Origin of the sequence: Streptomyces drozdowiczii (genome assembly GCF_026167665.1) — a bacterium.
Lineage (GTDB): Bacteria > Actinomycetota > Actinomycetes > Streptomycetales > Streptomycetaceae > Streptomyces > Streptomyces drozdowiczii_A.
Genome location: NZ_CP098740.1, coordinates 3671880 through 3689127 on the forward strand (window position 1 = coordinate 3671880; position 17248 = coordinate 3689127).

Here is a 17248-nt window from a genome sequence, read left to right on the forward strand (position 1 = left end):
TGCACGGGCACCGCGACTGTCGTGTCGACGGTCCCGCTCGGCGGCCCCTCTCCGCGGGCCACCCGGTCCGGCTGTCAGTCCCGTCGCCGTCACGCAACAACCCTGGCTTCGGAACTCCACCGCCGCACCGTCCTGCGACTACGTCCACCACCGGCAGTCCGTCTCTGCCGGGTATCACTGTCTCTCTGGGTTACGGAAGGAACCCTAGCCACGCCAGCGCGCAATGTCTACCGTGGCCACGACAGATTTTCGGATTCACTCCAAGGAGGTAATCGACCGCGCCGGAGGAGTCGGCTGCCCCGTGGCCGACCGGCTTGTCCGACGGCCGGGGGACGCCGGGCCGACCCGTGAATAAGATCGGCTCTCATGTCGAAGCCTGACGAGCTGCTCGTAGACGTCGCCACGCTAGTGGAGTCCGGGCACAGCAACCAGATGTCCCTCACCGTGGTCACCGGTGGTGCCGTCATCACCGGCCGCCTGGCGCCCGAAGCCGTGTGGCGGCAGCGGGTGTCGGAGGTCCTGACGGACTCGGCCCGGCTGGGCGAGTTCTCCGCCGTGTTCACCGCCACGGCCCGCAAGGAGAGCCCGCCGGAGTATCTGCACTTCCACATGGCGCGGATCCTCCAGGGTACGGTGGGGATCCCGGAGACGGGCGGGATGTACCGCGTCGCGATCGCGGACGTCAGCGCCTGGACCATGGGCGACTTCACGTACTCCGAGCACTGACGGTCCCACCGGGTACGCGGGAGGGCCCGACCGGCGTGTGCCGGTCGGGCCCTCCCGCCTGCTCAGGCCGCGGCCCGCGCTTCCCGCCGGGCGCCCGGTATCGGACGGCCACCGCGCCGAGGATGTCGCGCAGCCGGATCCGGTCCGAGTAGCCGGGTCCGTTCCCGGGCAGTCCCGGTCGGCGGCACCGACATCCCGGACCAGCCGACGCCGGCGTCCGCCGAAGGCGTGGCGTGCGGGGCCGACAGGACCGGGTAACGTCCTCGGCACGTTCTTCCAGGCGCCGACTCACGGCTGAGAGCGTGACGGGCCCCGCCGACGTCCTGCGTCACAGCCCCCGTCCCCACCGTGGATCCTTGGATCCCTTCACACCGGGAGAACCCGTGACCGACAGCAAGAACATCAACAACCCCGTGGGCCAGGGCGGCGGCCAGCGCAAGAAGCTGTCCCGGGCCGAACGGCAGAACAACGGCCCGCACCGCAACCTCGACCGTCAGGGTGCCGCCGACCGCAAGGCGGAGCTGGTACGCAAGATGCGCGAGAAGACTCGCGCGGCCGGGAGCACGGGGCAGACGGACGACGAAGCCCGGGGCTGAAGCACCGCGCGGGCCGGGTCACAGGCACCGCCCGAGGACCGCGCTCCGCACGGAGTGCGGTCCTCGGCGCGTGCGGTTACGAGGCCCAGCCGCCGTACGGCACGGTGATGAGCTCCATGGCGTGGCCCGAAGGGTCCATGAAGTACACGCCGCGACCACCGTCGTTGTGATTGATCGCGCCCGGCTGCTTTCGCTGCGGGTCGGCGTAGTGCTCGATGCCGCGCTGTCCGATCTGCGCGTACGCCGCGTCGAACTCCTCCTCGGAGACCAAGAAGGCGTAGTGCTGCGGCGTGATGCTGTCCACCGGAACGGTGGCGAAATCCAGCGTGACGCCGTTGGCGAGACCGACCGCGATGAACGGGCCCCACTCGGCGGTGATCTCGAGGCTGAGCAGATTCGCGAAGAACTCTGCGGATTCCCGGTTGTTCCGGGCGTGGACGATCGTGTGATTCAACTCGACTGACAAGGAATGCCTCCAAAGGCATGTCCCGACACCTCCATGCCTCACCCAGCCGGTGACCGACACGCGATGCTGCCGTAGACCATATCCGTAACTACCCAATGGATCGAGGAAGTTACTGTGAACCGCACCTGGACGCCGCAACACGCCACCGCCGTCACCGCCGCCCCGACACGGGCCCCGCGCCTGGCGCCCACGCCATGACCAGCTTCCTGACCCACCGAGCACACACGCACGACGCCCGCCTCCCCCTCCACCGCCGGCACAGCGCGCTACGGACCTGCCTCACGCTCTTCGCTCCCTACGGTGTACGGGCCACGTACCACCACCTCACGCTCAGCGCCGCGATCCCCCGACGGCTGGAGGCGGACCCGGACGCGCTGGTACGAGCGGTGGAGGAACTGCACGAGGCGCGGGTGCTGTGGCTCGCACGAGCCGAGGAGTACGCCACGCAACGCCGGGCGGAGAAGCGGGCGGGGAGGCGAGCAGCGGCGGACCCGCGACCGTGGTGGCTGCGGCACCACAGGGAGGCCCCGAACCGCGCCTGGTACGAGGACCCGCTCCGCCATCCGCCACTGCGGCTGCCCGAGTACGTCCGGCGCCAGAACGCGATCCTGGACGGCGCCGACCTCCCGGGCTGCCCCGCCTGCGGTGACGAGAGACCCCCGGTCTCGAACTCGACGGGTCACGGCTGGGTGGAACGGTGCCACGGCTGCGCGTGGACACTCTCACCGTGCCCGTGCGGGCAGCAGCACCGCGTCGTCCCGGAGACACCGATCACCTGGACAAGGCTCTGGCAGCGCGCCCACATGGGCCCCGACGGCCTGCCGAACCCCCATTGGCCGACGAGCTGAGCCGCACAAAGAAGGGCCCCGGTCACCGAACAGGGCCTTGAGCCTCGTCCGGGAGCCGTATCCGACCGCCGTCGTCCGCTCTGCTCGGGGTGGTCGGCGCATCAGCGGGGGCCGATGCGGAATGTCTCAGCGGTCGACGGTGTGCCACGGGGCGTCCGGCCTGGTGCGGCGGGCGTCGGCGGCGAGCCGCAGCGCGTAGACCGACCGCCCGGAGGGGTCGGGGACCGCACCGAGGTAGTGGTGGCCGGTCATGTGGCACCAGGCGGGCAGGTCCAGCGGAGCGGCCGGGTCGGTGGCGATGACGTGGACGACGGTGCCCGGTTCCGCGCCGTCGATCTCCTTGCGCAGCTTCAGCAGGAGGGTGACGCAGAGCATGCCCGTGCCGTCGACGGTGAGGGCGGGCACGGGCGCGGTGCTCATCGGGGCACGCTCTGGGTGACGCGCCAGAGCCGACGCGGCAGGTCGCCCTCCTCGAAGGCGTGGACATCGTCCAGGGCCCATCCTGCGGCGAGGTCGTCGACCAGGGCGCGGTCGAAGAAGTGGACGGCGAAGCCTCCGTGTTCGTAGATGTCGTCACCGTGGGCGGTGCCGGCGCCGTAGTGCGCGTCGCCGGTGTGCCGGACGGTGTAGACGAACACGCCGCCGGGCCGCAGGACGCGGCGGACCTCGCGGACCGCCGCGTGGATCTCCTCCGTGGAGAGAGCCATGCACAGCAGCATGTGGGCGAAGACCCCGTCCACGGAGGCGTCGGCCAGGGGCAGAGGGTCACGTACGTCGTGCACCGCCGTGCCGACCCGGCCGTCGACGTCCTGGGCGCGGGCGGACGCTCGCAACTGTTCAAGGCCGACGGTGGAGAAGTCGGTGGCCCGGACGGTGAACCCCTCGCGGGCGAAGTGCAGGGCGTCCCGGCCGTGCCCGGCGCCGAGTTCCAGCACGTCACGGGCACCGGCCGCACGGAACACGTCGGCCGCCCACGCGGCCGGGACGGAGGGCCGCTCTCCGTACATGCCCGGATGGGCTGTGTAGGTGTCCTGCCAGTGCCGCTGCTGGATCTCGGCCAGTTCCTGCTCGTCCGCCACGGTCCTCGACCTCCTGTTCGTGCCCCGGGGCAGCGTAGATGTGCCGTTGTCGTGGCTGCTCAGCGGCCCGCGCGGGGCGTACGTGATCACGGCCATGCCGACGAGACGGACCAGGGCGCCGATGACGTCGTAGCGGCCGGGGCGACAACCGTCGGCGCCCCTGCCCAGGCGCGATCGACCCGGCGACCAAGATCCCCGCCGTGCGCGGCGAGGATGCGCCCGGAGTTGTCGGTCGGCCGACCGGCACGATCCATGCTTCCGTGAATTCAGGATCACCTGTACTGTCGGCGTGTGCTGACTGTTGCCTCCGACATCGAAGTGCTGGCCAGGTTCGGCCGCGCCCTCGCCGATCCGATCCGCTGCCGCATCCTGCTCGCCCTCCGGGAGTCTCCGGCCTACCCGGCCGACCTCGCCGATGCGATCGGCGTCTCCCGTACCCGGCTGTCGAACCACCTCGCGTGCCTGCGCGACTGCGGCCTGGTCGTCGCCATCCCCGACGGCCGCCGCACCCGCTACGAGCTCGCCGACGAACGGCTCGGCCACGCCCTGGACGACCTGCGCACCGCCGTCGTGGCCGTCGAGACCGACCGCACCTGCCCGGATGCCGACGAGAAGAGTTGCTGCTGATCATGACCGCCGAGATATCGATATCCCTCGGTCCCTCCCCGGCCCGCCGCGACGCGCTCACCCGCCGGATACGGCTGCTGGTCGCGGCGACGATCACCTACAACGTCATCGAGGCGGTCGTCGCCCTCACGGCCGGCAGCCTCGCCTCCTCCACCGCCCTGATCGGCTTCGGCCTCGACTCGATCATCGAGGTCTCCTCCGCCGCTGCGGTCGCCTGGAGTTCTCCGCCCGCGACCACGCCGTCCGCGAAGCGCGGGAGCAGCGCACCCTGCGCATCATCGCCGTCTCCTTCTTCGCGCTCGCCGCGTACGTAGCCGTCGACGCCGTCCGCGCCCTGACCGGCACCGGCGAAGCCGAACGCTCCATCCTCGGCATCGTGATCGCGGCCCTCTCCCTCGCGATCATGCCGTTCCTCTCCGCCGCCCAGCGCCGCGCCGGCCGCGAACTCGGCTCCGCCTCCGCCGTCGCCGATTCCAAGCAGACCCTCCTGTGCACCTACCTTTCAGGCGTCCTCCTGGTCGGCCTGGTCCTCAACGCCACCCTCGGCTGGTCCTGGGCCGACCCCATCGCCGCCCTCGCCATCGCCGCCATCGCCGTCAAGGAAGGCCGCGACGCCTGGCAGGGCAAGGGCTGCTGCGCGCCCACCGCCCACGGGCACACCCCGGACCCCGCGGTGGCGGCCGAGGCGGACGCGTGCGGCTGCAAGCCGGGATGCACCTGCTGTTCGTGAACATCTCGTTGCCCGCCCCCGCCCATGTGGCCCGGTCCATCGATACTGACCGGGCCATCGAGGGCGGACGGGGGCGGCGGTGGACTGGACGATCTGGGCAGGGCTCGCGGCCGGTCTGCTGATCTCGGTGGTGACCGCACCGGTCGGTGTGTCCGGCGCGGTCTTCCTCCTCCCGGTCCAGCTCAGCCTTCTCGGAGTGCCCAGCCCCGCCGTCACGCCGACGAACCTGCTCTTCAACGTAGTGGCCGGGCCCGGCGCACTCTGGCGCTACCGCCGCGACGGCGCCCTCCGCGACGGCCTGGCCCGGCGCCTCGTCCTGTGGACGCTGCCCGGTGTCGTCGCCGGCGCCGCCGTCCGCGTCTTCGCCCTCCCCGGCCCGGGCGTCTTCCGGCTGCTGGTCGCCGCTCTCCTTCTGCCACTGGGCACATGGCTGTGCCTGCGCACACTGCACCCGGTTCGGCAGCGTCCCGACGCGGCCGAACCGTCGGCCCCCGCCCTCGCGGCCCTCGCCCTGATGGTCGGAACGGTGGGCGGGATCTACGGGATCGGCGGCGGTTCCCTGCTCGGCCCCGTCCTCGCCGCGCGCGGCATGCCGATGACCCGTATCGCACCGGCCACGCTCGCCACGACCTTCACCACGTCCATCGCCGGGGCCGCCGCGTACGCCGTGCTGGCCCTGGCAAGCCCGGGCCCCGTGGCACCCCACTGGTGGCTGGGCCTGGCCTGCGGCCTCGGCGGCCTGATCGGCGGCTATCTCGGCGCCCGGCTTCAACCCCGCCTGCCCGAAACCCTGCTCCGCCTCCTGCTCGGCACCCTAGCCGCCACCCTCGGCACGCTCTACGCCGCCCAGGCAGTGGCCTGAGGGATGCGGCGGTACGGTCTACGAGAGCCGCTTCTGGCGCCCCATCAGGACGCGCATAACACACGCATTCCGAAAGGCCCAGACAACAAAGAAGGCCCCGGTCACTGACCAGGGCCTTCATCAAAGAGCGGGTGACGAGCATCGAACTCGCGCTCTGGGCTTGGGAATCAACGGTTCCTAGGTGGTTGCAGGGGGCCCTGACCTGCGGTTTCGGATTGGCCAGGTGGGCGGCTCCCGCTCTCTGGGAGCCGTATCTGACCGCTGTTGTCCGCTCCGCTGGGCACGAGAGCCGACAGTGCGCCGCGTGATCCGGGTGGGCCCGACTGGTCAGAGAGGGATGATGCGAACCTGGCTGCCGCAGAGCTTGGCCATGTCGTCGCTGTCGGAGGTCAGCAGAGCGACGGGTTTCGGCTGGCGCAGGGCGACTTCGGCGACCGTGGCGTCGATGGCGTACTTGTGCCCGTGAAGTCCGGCACCTTTGAGAAGCTCAGCCGCCGCCTTCGCCGCCTGTTCGGTGACCGGCTCCACCTTTACGCGGGACAGAGCCCAGTTCAGGCGCGGCATATTGGTGCGGGAGTGGCTGACTTCAACGATGGTGTTGGCCCCGATAACCAGGTCGGCTCCCATGTCATGGAAGACCTGAAGCATCGCAAGTAGCTTGCGATCCTGCGCGATCCAGGCGGAGAGCCCTTCCGAGTCCAGGATGACGGTCTCGATGCGCTCGCTCACGCGGCGTCCGCGTCCTGGGAGGAACCAGCGGAGTCGAAGATCTTTGCGCGGGCCTCAGCGAGCTCCTCGTTGCTGAAGGGGCCGTGATCTTCCTCGTGGCGGCGGAGGTCGCCGCCCAGGAGCTGGTGCCGAATCTGACGGGCCACGGCTTCCGCCACGTAACCGGAGACGTTGTCCGTGAGCTTGCGGAGCTCCGCCACCTGGTCGCTAGGGAGGGTGACGGTGATGCGAGTCGTTGAGGACATGAGCCAAGCATACTGGAGTATGCACGTACCTGCCTACCGCTCCGCTGTCTGCTTGAGCCGGTCCGGCCGGCCGCGATCTACTGAACCCGGTCGTTGTCAGTGCCTCCTTCTAAGGTCACCGCATGACGACATTCCGATCTAGTTCCACGCTCCGGGAGATGGTCAGCGGGGCTCGGGAGCTCACTAAGCACCCGAGCGTGCTGGAGCGCATCGATGCAGTACTGCGCGTCATGGGCCCTGCCTTCGGCAGGACCGGGTACGGCAAAGGCAGGCCCCTGGTGGACACCTTGGAAGATGTCGCCCAAGAATCGCTCCTAGTCGGAGACTTTGCTCTTGCGCAGCGGTTCCAGCGCTTTGCCGCCTATGCCGGTGGTGAGCTGTTCCTCGAAATTCTGGAGAACTATTACGACGAGGACGCTCGGCGTAGTAGCGAGGAGGGCATGCGGAGGCTGGTGGCCATGGGCGCCGATCGAGCCGTGGCCGTTCTGGATGCTCTCTCCGAGAGCGACCCGGAGGCGACCGTAGCCGATGTGCGGGACCTCTTTCACGGTATAGCCCTGTCCGTGGACCACTTGGGCCTCGGTACAGAGGAGGGTGGGATCCGGCTTCCCACTCGAGAAAGGAGGAGACTCCAGCAGTACGGGCACATGGAGCTTGTCCTGAGGGACCTGCCGCGACCGGCCTCGGCCGAGGCGGCGCGGATGGTGGGCGATTTCCTCGCGGATGCCGACGCGGGGTTGCTGGCTCAGTTGCTGGAGTTGAAGGCCCGGCGAGCGGGTCTCGACGCTCTGCGTGCTGTGGTGGAGGACGGGACGAGCTCGGAGAGTGCCCTCCACGCCCGTCTGAAGAATCAGGAGTGGATTTTCGGCGGTGCCTACGTGGCAGAGCTGGCACGCCGGCAGTACACCGCAGACACGATTCTGGATATCCCGCTTCTGCGGGGTGACGGATCCCTTCATGTGGTGGAACTCAAGCGTGCCAACATCAAGGATCTGGTGATCCGGCGCAGTGGCCACCTCATGTTGGGCGCCCCGGCCCACCACGCGGTGTCGCAGGCCCAAAACTACCTCCGCACCATGGATGAGAACCGCGAGGCCATCCTCGCGGACCACGGAGTCGATACCCGTAGGGCCTCGGCAACGGTTGTGATCGGGCATCCGCGATTCGTCAGTGGTGGCATTACCCCCAAGGAGATCGCGGAGACACTCCGCACCTACAACACACACGCGGCACGCATTGAAGTGATCACGTACGAGACCCTGCTGGAGTCAGCAGCCCGGATGCTGGCCCTCGCGTCGGCGCAGCAGGATCCTGACCAGGCCGAGGAGCCCACGGCATGACCGAAGACAACCAGCCTGCGATCGAGCGGCTGTTGGCCCGCTTGTGCGGGGGTGCGATTACAGGAAAGGACTACGTCGGCTACTTCCTCAACGAGCACGGAGAGGAACTCGTCTTCGCCCAGCGCCGGGGAGAGAAGACCGCCCGGTTCTGGCACAGCGACGCCGACTGGCAGATGTTCCGCGTCGGCGACCACTCAGTACGGGTCGGCAGCGTGATGGACGGAGTGATCACCGTCGGCGACTTGATCATAAATCGCCATGAGGCGACGTGGCTGTCCTCGTGCCTTGCTGCCTCCCGCCACCTACGCCAGAAGCACAGCTGACACGCGGCTCGGGTAACAACGAAGCTCCCAGGTCTCTGACCTGGGAGCTTGTTTCAAGAGCGGGTGACGAGAATCGAACTCGCGCTCTGAGCTTGGGAAGCTCATGTTCTACCATTAAACTACACCCGCGAAAATGACCGACGCTGTATCCAGCGGCGCATCCTCGGACACTGTACCCCATTGCGATCCGCTCGCGGAGACGTCCCGGATCCGCTGTGCGTGGGGCGGGAGTTGGGGGCGTAGCGTGGGTGGTCGGAGTGCCGCGTGGAGTGGCGTCCTGTTCATCCCCTAATGTGGCGGTCTCGTCCACGGCTTGATGGGGAAGGGACTTGATGGACTCCATGGAGCGCACCGTCGTCCGCTGTGCCGAAGGGCACGTTTTCGCTACCAGCTCGTTTCCGATGCAGCAGCTCGGGGCAGGGCGGATCGGGCCCGGGCGGCTCATCCGGTGTCCCCGGTGCGCCCGGTTGCGGCATGCCGTGCCCGTGGTGTTCGAGCAGCGGTAGCGGCGGCGGGTGACGGACGACAGGCGCGCGGGCGGCCCGATGAGGGCGGGTCCGCGCGTTCTGCGTATCCTCGGTGGGTGCTTCTCTCAGACAAGGACATCCGCGCCGAGATCGACGCCGGACGCGTACGCATTGATCCATTCGACGCGTCGATGGTGCAGCCGTCGAGCATCGACGTGCGGCTCGACCGCTATTTCCGGGTGTTCGAGAACCACCGCTACCCGCACATCGACCCCGCCGTCGAGCAGGTGGACCTGACCCGCACCGTCGAACCGGAGGGGGACGACGCGTTCATCCTGCACCCCGGGGAGTTCGTGCTGGCGTCGACGTACGAGGTCATCTCGCTGCCCGACGATCTCGCGTCGCGGCTGGAGGGGAAGAGCTCGCTCGGCCGGCTCGGGCTGGTCACGCATTCCACGGCCGGCTTCATCGACCCGGGCTTCTCCGGGCATGTGACCCTGGAGCTGTCGAATCTCGCGACGCTGCCGATAAAGCTCTGGCCGGGAATGAAGATCGGCCAGCTGTGCATGTTCCGGCTGAGTTCTCCGTCCGAGTTCCCTTACGGCTCCGAGCGGTACGGGTCGCGCTATCAGGGGCAGCGCGGTCCCACCGCGTCGCGCTCCTTCATGAATTTCCACCGGACGCAGGTGTGAGGGCCCGATGACCGACGATGTACGCGAGAATCTGACGTACGACGGCTTCGGCCACGCCGTACGCGAGCTGGCGCAGGCCGTGGCCGACGACGGGTACGAGCCGGACGTGGTGCTGAGCATCGCGCGCGGCGGGGTGTTCGTCGCGGGCGGGCTGGCGTACGCACTGGACTGCAAGAACATCCACCTGGTGAACGTGGAGTTCTACACCGGCGTGGGTACCACCCTGGAGATGCCGGTCATGCTGGCACCCGTGCCCAACGCGATCGACTTCTCGGACAAGAAGGTCCTGATCGCCGACGACGTCGCCGACACCGGCAAGACGCTGAAGCTGGTGCGCGACTTCTGCATCGACCACGTCGCCGAGGTGCGCTCCGCGGTCATCTACGAGAAGTCCCACTCGCTCGTGAAGTGCGAGTACGTGTGGAAGAAGACCGACCGCTGGATCAACTTCCCGTGGAGTGTCGAGAAGCCCGTCGTGCGGCGCAGTGGGCAGGTTCTCGACGCGTGACAACAGGCGTGCGGCGCGAAAAGGGCTCCGGTCGTCCCGGGGCCCTTTTCGCTGTACGCCGCGCGGCCGTCAGATCGTGCCCAGCTTCAGGATCGACACCAGCGCCAGCAGCTGGATCGCCGACGCGCCCAGCGCCTTCGGCCACGGCAGGTCGTGCGACTTGCTCACCATCGAGGTGAGGAGCGCCGCCGCGGCCAGCCAGGTGACCCAGCCGAGGATGACGACCAGCGCGTTCTCGCCGCCCAGGAACATCGCGAAGACCAGGCGCGGGACGTCCGTGATCGACATGATCAGCATGGACAGGCCGACCGTCGGCTGCCACGCGCCGTCGCCGCCGAGCTGGCGGGCCAGCGTGTGGGTGACCGCGCCGAGTACCAGGCCGCCGAGCACGAAGCAGACGCCCGTGAGGACGACGTAGGGCACGGCGCTGGAGACCGGGGCGTGGATCGCGTCGTCGCGCGCCTGGTCGAAGCCGAAGAGCGCCAGCAGGCCGTAGAGGAACGTCACGATCAGGGCGGGGCCCCAGACCGCGTAGTCGCGCATCTGCCAGAACGTCGGGCCGGGGCGCGTCACGATGCCGCTCAGCAGCTGCTTCCAGTGCAGGCGCGGGCCCATGGGAGCCGCGGGCGCGTGGCCGGCGCGGTAGGCGCTGCCGTCGCTGTACGGCTCCTCGTCCACGCGGAACGCCTGCGTGTGCCCCGGGTTGTTCGCGTACGGGTCGCCGTGGTTGGGGCTCTGGGGATACGGGTACGGCGCCGGGTCGGTGAAGTACTCCGGCTCGTCCGGGCCGGCGCCCGTGTAGCCGCCGCCCGGGTGGCCGCCGCCCCCTTGGTGCCCGCCGTGGTAGCCCGGTGCGGCGTGGTGCGGGGCGCCCTGTCCTCCCGACGGCGGCCATTGCTGCTGCCCGTACGGCGGCGGCGGTGCCTGATTGCCGTACGGCTGCTGCCGCGGTTGCTGTTGCCCTTGCTGCGGGGTGCGGTTGTCCCGGCCGCGTCCGATCCTGAATCCAGCCACGTCATCGAACGTACCCGGTCCGCCGGTTACGAGGGCCCGGGGCCGGGGAAGTGCGGGCCTTTGACGCCCAGCTGTGACATCCCCTAAGGGAACCCCGGGGGGCTTTCCCCACCCTCCCGGCGGGCAAACGCGGAAGCGGCCGGTCCTGCCCCCGAGGCAGGTCCGACCGCTTCACCGCGCCGTGACGCCGGTCCGGCTACTTCGCCGGTTCCGGCTCCGGTTCGTCCGCCGTCTCCGGGTCGCCCGCCGGATCGGCCGGGGTCTTCACGGAGTCGAGCAGCAGCTGGGAGACGTCCACGACCTGGACCGACTCCTTCGCCTTGCCGTCGTTCTTCTTGCCGTTGACCGAGTCGGTCAGCATGACCAGGCAGAACGGGCAGGCCGTCGAGACGATGTCCGGGTTGAGGGAGAGGGCTTCGTCCACGCGCTCGTTGTTGATGCGCTTGCCGATCCGCTCCTCCATCCACATCCGGGCACCACCGGCGCCGCAGCAGAAGCCGCGCTCCTTGTGGCGGTGCATCTCCTCGTTCCGGAGGCCCGGCACCTTCGCGATGATCTCGCGCGGGGGCGTGTAGATCTTGTTGTGACGGCCCAGGTAGCAGGGGTCGTGGTACGTGATCAGGCCCTCGACCGGGGTCACCGGGATCAGCTTGCCCTCGTCGATGAGGTGCTGGAGCAGCTGGGTGTGGTGGATGACCTCGTACTCGCCGCCGAGCTGCGGGTACTCGTTCGCGATCGTGTTGAAGCAGTGCGGGCAGGTCGCGACGATCTTCTTCGCGGCCTTGGCCTTCTTGGTCGAGTCGTCCTCATCGTCCTCGCCGAAGGCCATGTTCAGCATCGCCACGTTCTCCGCGCCGAGCTGCTGGAACAGCGGCTCGTTGCCGAGACGGCGGGCCGAGTCACCGGTGCACTTCTCGTCGCCGCCCATGATCGCGAACTTGACGCCCGCGATGTGCAGCAGCTCCGCGAAGGCCTTGGTGGTCTTCTTGGCGCGGTCCTCCAGGGCGCCGGCGCAGCCGACCCAGTAGAGGTAGTCGACCTCGGTGAGGTCCTCGACGTCCTTGCCGACGATCGGGACCTCGAAGTCGACCTCCTTGGTCCACTCGACGCGCTGCTTCTTGGCGAGCCCCCAGGGGTTGCCCTTCTTCTCCAGGTTCTTGAGCATGGTCCCCGCCTCGGACGGGAACGCCGACTCGATCATCACCTGGTAGCGGCGCATGTCGACGATGTGGTCGATGTGCTCGATGTCGACCGGGCACTGCTCCACGCACGCACCGCAGGTGGTGCAGGACCAGAGGACGTCCGGGTCGATGACGCCGTTCTCCTCGACCGTGCCGATCAGCGGGCGCTCGGCCTCCGCGAGGGCGGCCGCGGGGACGTCCTTCAGCTGCTCCTCGGTCGCCTTCTCCTCGCCCTCCATGTCCTTGCCGCCACCGGCCAGCAGGTACGGGGCCTTGGCGTGCGCGTGGTCGCGCAGCGACATGATCAGGAGCTTCGGCGAGAGCGGCTTGCCGGTGTTCCAGGCGGGGCACTGCGACTGGCAGCGGCCGCACTCGGTGCAGGTGGAGAAGTCGAGGATGCCCTTCCAGGAGAACTGCTCGACCTGGGAGACACCGAAGACGGCGTCCTCGGCCGGGTCCTCCCAGTCGATCTCCTTGCCGCCGGTCGTCATCGGCTGGAGGGCGCCGAGCGCCACCGCGCCGTCGGCGTTCCGCTTGAACCAGATGTTCGGGAAGGCCAGGAAGCGGTGCCAGGCGACACCCATGTTGGTGTTGAGGCCGACGGTGATCGCCCAGGTCATGGTGACGCCGAGCTTGATCATGGCGGTGAGGTAGACGAGGTTCTGGAGGGTGCCGAGGCTGAGCCCCTTGAACGCCGCGACCAGCGGGTACGAGGCGAAGTACGCGGCCTCGTAACCGTCGACGTGGTGCAGCGCGCCCTCGAGGCCGCGGAGCGTCATGATCGCGAGACCGATGACGAGGATGACGGCCTCGACGAAGTACGCCTGGCCCATCTTCGAACCCGCGAAACGCGACTTGCGGCCGGCCCGGGAGGGCAGGTTCAGCTGGCGGATCGCGATGAGGACGAGGATGCCCACGGTGGTCGCGAGCGCGATGAACTCCGTGTACACCTCGTACGGCAGCCAGCCGCCGAGGACGGGCAGGACCCAGTCGGCCTTGAACAGCTGACCGTACGCCGTGACGATGGTCAGGCCCAGGGTCAGGAAGCCGACGGCGACGAACCAGTGGGCGACGCCGATGATGCCCCATCGGTTCATCCTGGTGTGGCCGACGAACTCCTTGGCCAAAGTGATCGTGCGCTGTTTCACGGAGTCGGTGCGGCTGCCGGCCGGGACCGGCTGTCCGAGCGTGACGAACCGGTAGATCTGCGCGACGGCTCGGGCGATGAGCGCAACGCCGACCACGGTCAGCACCAGCGACACGATGATCGCGGCGAGTTGCATTGGGGGCTCCTCGGGCCTGCGAGGTGGGATCGATCCAGCGTCTTCCAGTGACCGCCGGGACTACGAGTATCGCTACTACTAAGCAGTAACTTAATCAGTCCGTGCCGACACTACCCACTTATTCCGCTGTGCTGTAGCCGGGCAGGCGGTGATCTGTGTCGCTCAGGCGTGCCTTGCCGGGCCACGGCAGGGTGTGGGCCGCCTCGCGCAGGGGTACGCGTACGGCCTCGGCGAGGACCGCGAGGTCCAGCCGCAGCCCTCGGTGCTCGGCGTAGTGCTGGTCCAGGAGGTCCGCCTCGTCCCACGGCATCGTCGAGCGGTGCCGCACCTGGGCGAGACCGGTCAGCCCGGGCTTCAGCTCCTGGCGCCAGTGCCGGGCGCCCCCGGTGCCGTTCCGGGCGTCGCCCGGGGCGAGCGGGGCGGGCCCGACGAGCGAGAGCTCACCGCGCACCACATGGTGTAGGCGCGAAACCACGTCCAGCTTCAGCCACCGGGTGTCCAGGGAGCGCAGGACGAAGGGGGCGCCGTGCAGTCCGGTGCGCGTGGAGCGCCGCGTCACGCGGCGGCCCCGTACGGCCAGCGCGAGGGCGGCGGCGGCCAGTAAAGGGGAGGCGAGGAGCAGCAGGACCGAACCGAGGGCCAGATCGAGGGTGCGTTCGGCGCTCGGGAGGGGGATCCGGGGTGGTCGCCAGAGGGGCGGCCGGGGTCCTCTTCCCCACTGCTTCTGCGTACGCATCGTTCGCACCTGCCTGCAATCGGCGGACCGAATGCCACTTTTGTGCTGCTCGCGGCATTTTGTGACAGAACGATCCCATGCGGCCATGATGGGGGAGGGTTGTGCGGCGCGTGGGGCGCCTGGTGTCGTCGGTGGCGCGGGGCGGGTGCACGTAAGTTGAGTCGAGTCGACTCAGGTCTGTTGACTCCGGGAGGGGAGTCGTGCATCCTTGAGTCAGATCCACTCAAGTAGTCAGTTGGAGGAATCGAAATGGCACGTGCGGTCGGCATCGACCTGGGCACGACTAACTCCGTCGTCAGCGTTCTCGAAGGCGGCGAGCCCACCGTCATCACCAACGCAGAGGGCGCCAGGACCACGCCGTCCGTCGTCGCCTTCGCGAAGAACGGCGAGGTGCTGGTCGGCGAGGTCGCCAAGCGCCAGGCTGTGACCAACGTCGACAGGACCATCCGCTCCGTCAAGCGCCACATGGGCACTGACTGGAAGATCGACCTGGACGGCAAGAGCTTCAACCCGCAGCAGATGAGCGCCTTCATCCTGCAGAAGCTGAAGCGTGACGCGGAGTCCTACCTGGGCGAGAAGGTCACCGACGCGGTGATCACCGTCCCGGCGTACTTCAACGACTCCGAGCGTCAGGCGACCAAGGAGGCCGGCGAGATCGCGGGCCTGAACGTCCTGCGCATCGTCAACGAGCCGACCGCCGCCGCGCTGGCGTACGGGCTCGACAAGGACGACCAGACGATCCTCGTCTTCGACCTCGGTGGCGGCACCTTCGACGTGTCGCTCCTGGAGATCGGCGACGGCGTCGTCGAGGTGAAGGCCACCAACGGTGACAACCACCTCGGTGGTGACGACTGGGACCAGCGCGTCGTCGACTACCTGGTGAAGCAGTTCGCCAACGGCCACGGCGTGGACCTGTCCAAGGACAAGATGGCTCTCCAGCGTCTCCGCGAGGCCGCGGAGAAGGCGAAGATCGAGCTGTCCTCCTCGACGGAGACCACGATCAACCTGCCGTACATCACGGCGTCGGCCGAGGGCCCGCTGCACCTGGACGAGAAGCTCACGCGCTCGCAGTTCCAGCAGCTCACCGCGGACCTCCTGGACCGCTGCAAGACCCCGTTCCACAACGTCATCAAGGACGCGGGCATCCAGCTCTCCGAGATCGACCACGTCGTTCTCGTCGGTGGCTCCACCCGCATGCCGGCCGTCGCCGAGCTCGTCAAGGAGCTGACCGGCGGCCAGGAGGCCAACAAGGGTGTCAACCCGGACGAGGTCGTCGCCATCGGCGCCTCGCTCCAGGCCGGTGTCCTCAAGGGCGAGGTCAAGGACGTCCTGCTCCTCGACGTCACCCCGCTGTCCCTCGGTATCGAGACCAAGGGCGGCATCATGACCAAGCTCATCGAGCGCAACACCACGATCCCGACCAAGCGGTCCGAGATCTTCACGACGGCCGAGGACAACCAGCCGTCCGTGCAGATCCAGGTCTACCAGGGCGAGCGCGAGATCGCGGCGTACAACAAGAAGCTCGGGATGTTCGAGCTGACCGGTCTGCCGCCGGCCCCGCGCGGTGTCCCGCAGATCGAGGTCTCCTTCGACATCGACGCCAACGGCATCATGCATGTGACGGCCAAGGACCTCGGCACCGGCAAGGAGCAGAAGATGACCGTCACCGGCGGCTCCTCGCTGCCGAAGGACGAGGTCAACCGGATGCGTGAGGAGGCCGAGAAGTACGCGGAGGAGGACCACGCCCGCCGCGAGGCCGCCGAGTCGCGCAACCAGGGCGAGCAGCTCGTCTACCAGACCGAGAAGTTCCTCAAGGACAACGAGGACAAGGTCCCGGCCGACGTGAAGACGGAGGTGGAGACCGCGGTCACCGAGCTGAAGGAGAAGCTCAAGGGCGAGGACTCCGCCGAGATCCGCACGGCCACCGAGAAGGTCGCGGCCGTCTCCCAGAAGCTGGGCCAGGCGATGTACGCCAACGCCCAGGCCGAGGGCGGCCCGCAGGGTGACGCGCAGCCCGGTGCCGAGCAGGCCCAGGGCGACGCCCAGGACGATGTCGTCGACGCCGAGATCGTGGACGACGAGAAGGACTCCAAGGGCGGTGCGGCGTGACCGAGGAGACTCCGGGCTTCGAGGAGAAGCCCGACGTCCCCTCCGGCGCCACCTCTGACGACGCCGAGCCGAAGGCCGCCACCCCCTCCGAGGAGGAGGCGGCGGCCCCGGCCGGGGACGCGAACGAGACCACGGCCCTGACCGCGCAGCTGGACCAGGTCCGCACCGCGCTCAACGAGCGCACCGGCGACCTCCAGCGGCTTCAGGCCGAGTACCAGAACTACCGCCGCCGTGTGGAGCGGGACCGGGTCACGGTCAAGGAGATCGCCGTCGCGAACCTCCTGTCCGAGCTGCTGCCCGTCCTGGACGACGTCGGCCGGGCCCGGGAGCACGGCGAGCTCGTGGGCGGGTTCAAGTCGGTGGCCGAATCGCTGGAGACGGTCGTCGCGAAGCTGGGCCTCCAGCAGTTCGGCAAGGAGGGCGAGCCCTTCGACCCGACGGTCCACGAGGCCCTGATGCACAGCTACGCGCCGGACGTCACGGAGACGACCTGCGTGGCGATCCTGCAGCCCGGTTACCGGATCGGCGAGCGCACCATCCGCCCCGCGCGGGTCGCGGTCGCCGAACCCCAGCCGGGGGCGGCTCCCGCGGCCGCGAAGGAAGAGAAGGCAGACGACGAGGAGAGCGGTGGCGGCGAGGAGGTCTGACATTCCGTCCGATCACCTGGCAACACACCGCCTGGCCACC

At 68.8% G+C, this 17248-nt stretch carries 19 protein-coding genes, 1 tRNA gene and 2 pseudogenes; 12 read left to right on the plus strand and 10 right to left on the minus strand.

The genetic code is table 11. The features are described 5' to 3' along the window. The first annotated feature begins 366 nt into the window (after positions 1 to 366). A complete protein-coding gene (locus NEH16_RS16685; protein ID WP_265543280.1) occupies positions 367 to 726 on the plus strand; it encodes a hypothetical protein in 360 nt (119 codons plus the stop codon). 383 nt (positions 727 to 1109) lie between these two features. Beyond that, positions 1110 to 1322: a DUF6243 family protein gene (locus NEH16_RS16690; protein WP_265543282.1), complete on the plus strand. Its 213-nt coding sequence runs from the start codon at positions 1110 to 1112 to the stop codon at positions 1320 to 1322. A gap of 76 nt (positions 1323 to 1398) precedes the next feature. Here NEH16_RS16690 and NEH16_RS16695 read toward each other — a convergent pair whose 3' ends face one another. Next, a complete protein-coding gene (locus tag NEH16_RS16695; RefSeq protein WP_265543284.1) occupies positions 1399 to 1788 on the minus strand; it encodes a VOC family protein in 390 nt (129 codons plus the stop codon). Positions 1789 to 1982: 194 nt separating this feature from the next. Here NEH16_RS16695 and NEH16_RS16700 point away from each other — a divergent pair, with 194 nt between their 5' ends. Next, entirely contained in the window at positions 1983 to 2636 is a 654-nt protein-coding gene (locus tag NEH16_RS16700; RefSeq protein WP_265543286.1) for a hypothetical protein, read from the plus strand. Between the two features lie 126 nt (positions 2637 to 2762). Here the strand turns inward: NEH16_RS16700 and NEH16_RS16705 are convergent, their stop codons facing one another. The 3 genes and pseudogenes from NEH16_RS16705 to NEH16_RS33915 all read right to left on the minus strand — a co-directional run. Next, complete coding sequence (locus NEH16_RS16705; RefSeq protein ID WP_265543288.1) at positions 2763 to 3056, minus strand: sulfurtransferase TusA family protein; 294 nt, start codon at positions 3054 to 3056, stop codon at positions 2763 to 2765. Next, positions 3053 to 3715, minus strand: a complete 663-nt coding sequence (locus tag NEH16_RS16710; protein ID WP_265547220.1) for a class I SAM-dependent methyltransferase — start codon at positions 3713 to 3715, stop codon at positions 3053 to 3055. The genes NEH16_RS16705 and NEH16_RS16710 overlap by 4 nt, the downstream gene beginning before the upstream one ends. Before the next feature lie 66 nt (positions 3716 to 3781). After that, positions 3782 to 3945 (minus strand): annotated as a pseudogene (locus NEH16_RS33915) (YnfA family protein); the annotation flags it as partial. A 61-nt stretch (positions 3946 to 4006) separates the two neighbouring features. Between NEH16_RS33915 and NEH16_RS16715 the strand changes: the two are divergent. From NEH16_RS16715 to NEH16_RS16725, 3 genes and pseudogenes are all read left to right on the plus strand, one after another. Then, complete coding sequence (locus NEH16_RS16715) at positions 4007 to 4342, plus strand: ArsR/SmtB family transcription factor (protein ID WP_265543290.1); 336 nt, start codon at positions 4007 to 4009, stop codon at positions 4340 to 4342. A gap of 2 nt (positions 4343 to 4344) precedes the next feature. Continuing rightward, positions 4345 to 5072 (plus strand): annotated as a pseudogene (locus NEH16_RS16720) (cation transporter). A 79-nt stretch (positions 5073 to 5151) separates the two neighbouring features. Further along, positions 5152 to 5934 carry a sulfite exporter TauE/SafE family protein gene (locus NEH16_RS16725; protein ID WP_265543294.1) on the plus strand — a complete coding sequence of 261 codons (783 nt, stop codon included), beginning with the start codon at positions 5152 to 5154 and terminating at the stop codon, positions 5932 to 5934. Positions 5935 to 6261: 327 nt separating this feature from the next. Here NEH16_RS16725 and NEH16_RS16730 read toward each other — a convergent pair whose 3' ends face one another. Further along, complete coding sequence (locus NEH16_RS16730; RefSeq protein WP_265543296.1) at positions 6262 to 6663, minus strand: DNA-binding protein; 402 nt, start codon at positions 6661 to 6663, stop codon at positions 6262 to 6264. Further along, positions 6660 to 6908: a type II toxin-antitoxin system CcdA family antitoxin gene (locus NEH16_RS16735; protein ID WP_265543299.1), complete on the minus strand. Its 249-nt coding sequence runs from the start codon at positions 6906 to 6908 to the stop codon at positions 6660 to 6662. Before NEH16_RS16735 ends, NEH16_RS16730 begins: the two co-directional genes overlap by 4 nt. Positions 6909 to 7030: 122 nt before the next feature. On the opposite strand from NEH16_RS16735, the gene NEH16_RS16740 reads away from it, so the two are divergent. Together NEH16_RS16740 and NEH16_RS16745 are read left to right on the plus strand one after the other, a co-directional pair. Next, a complete protein-coding gene (locus tag NEH16_RS16740) occupies positions 7031 to 8248 on the plus strand; it encodes a Shedu anti-phage system protein SduA domain-containing protein (RefSeq protein WP_265543301.1) in 1218 nt (405 codons plus the stop codon). After that, complete coding sequence (locus tag NEH16_RS16745) at positions 8245 to 8571, plus strand: hypothetical protein (protein WP_265543303.1); 327 nt, start codon at positions 8245 to 8247, stop codon at positions 8569 to 8571. Before NEH16_RS16740 ends, NEH16_RS16745 begins: the two co-directional genes overlap by 4 nt. A 58-nt stretch (positions 8572 to 8629) precedes the next feature. Here NEH16_RS16745 and NEH16_RS16750 read toward each other — a convergent pair. After that, positions 8630 to 8700, minus strand: a tRNA-Gly gene (locus NEH16_RS16750). Positions 8701 to 9154: 454 nt separating this feature from the next. Between NEH16_RS16750 and dcd the strand changes: the two genes are divergently transcribed. Beyond that, positions 9155 to 9730 (plus strand): dCTP deaminase, encoded by a 576-nt coding sequence (gene dcd, locus NEH16_RS16755; protein ID WP_018102070.1) that lies wholly within the window; start codon positions 9155 to 9157, stop codon positions 9728 to 9730. A gap of 7 nt (positions 9731 to 9737) precedes the next feature. After that, positions 9738 to 10238 carry a phosphoribosyltransferase gene (locus NEH16_RS16760; RefSeq protein WP_073966496.1) on the plus strand — a complete coding sequence of 167 codons (501 nt, stop codon included), beginning with the start codon at positions 9738 to 9740 and terminating at the stop codon, positions 10236 to 10238. A gap of 69 nt (positions 10239 to 10307) precedes the next feature. Here NEH16_RS16760 and NEH16_RS16765 read toward each other — a convergent pair whose 3' ends face one another. From NEH16_RS16765 to NEH16_RS16775, 3 genes are all read right to left on the minus strand, one after another. Beyond that, positions 10308 to 11252 (minus strand): Yip1 family protein, encoded by a 945-nt coding sequence (locus NEH16_RS16765; RefSeq protein WP_265543305.1) that lies wholly within the window; start codon positions 11250 to 11252, stop codon positions 10308 to 10310. 196 nt (positions 11253 to 11448) lie between these two features. After that, positions 11449 to 13716, minus strand: coding sequence for a (Fe-S)-binding protein (locus tag NEH16_RS16770; protein WP_265543308.1), 2268 nt, complete (start codon positions 13714 to 13716; stop codon positions 11449 to 11451). A gap of 118 nt (positions 13717 to 13834) precedes the next feature. Then, complete coding sequence (locus tag NEH16_RS16775; protein WP_265543310.1) at positions 13835 to 14452, minus strand: sugar transferase; 618 nt, start codon at positions 14450 to 14452, stop codon at positions 13835 to 13837. Between the two features lie 249 nt (positions 14453 to 14701). Here NEH16_RS16775 and dnaK point away from each other — a divergent pair, with 249 nt between their 5' ends. Then, positions 14702 to 16561, plus strand: coding sequence for a molecular chaperone DnaK (gene dnaK, locus NEH16_RS16780; protein WP_265543311.1), 1860 nt, complete (start codon positions 14702 to 14704; stop codon positions 16559 to 16561). Continuing rightward, complete coding sequence (grpE, locus tag NEH16_RS16785; protein WP_073966491.1) at positions 16558 to 17208, plus strand: nucleotide exchange factor GrpE; 651 nt, start codon at positions 16558 to 16560, stop codon at positions 17206 to 17208. Before dnaK ends, grpE begins: the two co-directional genes overlap by 4 nt. The last annotated feature ends 40 nt before the right edge of the window (positions 17209 to 17248 follow it).

What these genes read in the sequence shown, in the direction of transcription:
- NEH16_RS16735 (WP_265543299.1), bottom strand. Translation starts at nt 6,908, where the DNA reads ATGTCCTCAACGACTCGCATCACCGTCACCCTCCCTAGCGACCAGGTG.
- NEH16_RS16700 (WP_265543286.1), top strand. Translation starts at nt 1,983, where the DNA reads ATGACCAGCTTCCTGACCCACCGAGCACACACGCACGACGCCCGCCTC.
- NEH16_RS16745 (WP_265543303.1), top strand. Translation starts at nt 8,245, where the DNA reads ATGACCGAAGACAACCAGCCTGCGATCGAGCGGCTGTTGGCCCGCTTG.
- NEH16_RS16775 (WP_265543310.1), bottom strand. Translation starts at nt 14,452, where the DNA reads ATGCGTACGCAGAAGCAGTGGGGAAGAGGACCCCGGCCGCCCCTCTGG.
- NEH16_RS16685 (WP_265543280.1), top strand. Translation starts at nt 367, where the DNA reads ATGTCGAAGCCTGACGAGCTGCTCGTAGACGTCGCCACGCTAGTGGAG.
- NEH16_RS16770 (WP_265543308.1), bottom strand. Translation starts at nt 13,716, where the DNA reads ATGCAACTCGCCGCGATCATCGTGTCGCTGGTGCTGACCGTGGTCGGC.
- dnaK (WP_265543311.1), top strand. Translation starts at nt 14,702, where the DNA reads ATGGCACGTGCGGTCGGCATCGACCTGGGCACGACTAACTCCGTCGTC.
- NEH16_RS16740 (WP_265543301.1), top strand. Translation starts at nt 7,031, where the DNA reads ATGACGACATTCCGATCTAGTTCCACGCTCCGGGAGATGGTCAGCGGG.
- NEH16_RS16760 (WP_073966496.1), top strand. Translation starts at nt 9,738, where the DNA reads ATGACCGACGATGTACGCGAGAATCTGACGTACGACGGCTTCGGCCAC.
- NEH16_RS16705 (WP_265543288.1), bottom strand. Translation starts at nt 3,056, where the DNA reads ATGAGCACCGCGCCCGTGCCCGCCCTCACCGTCGACGGCACGGGCATG.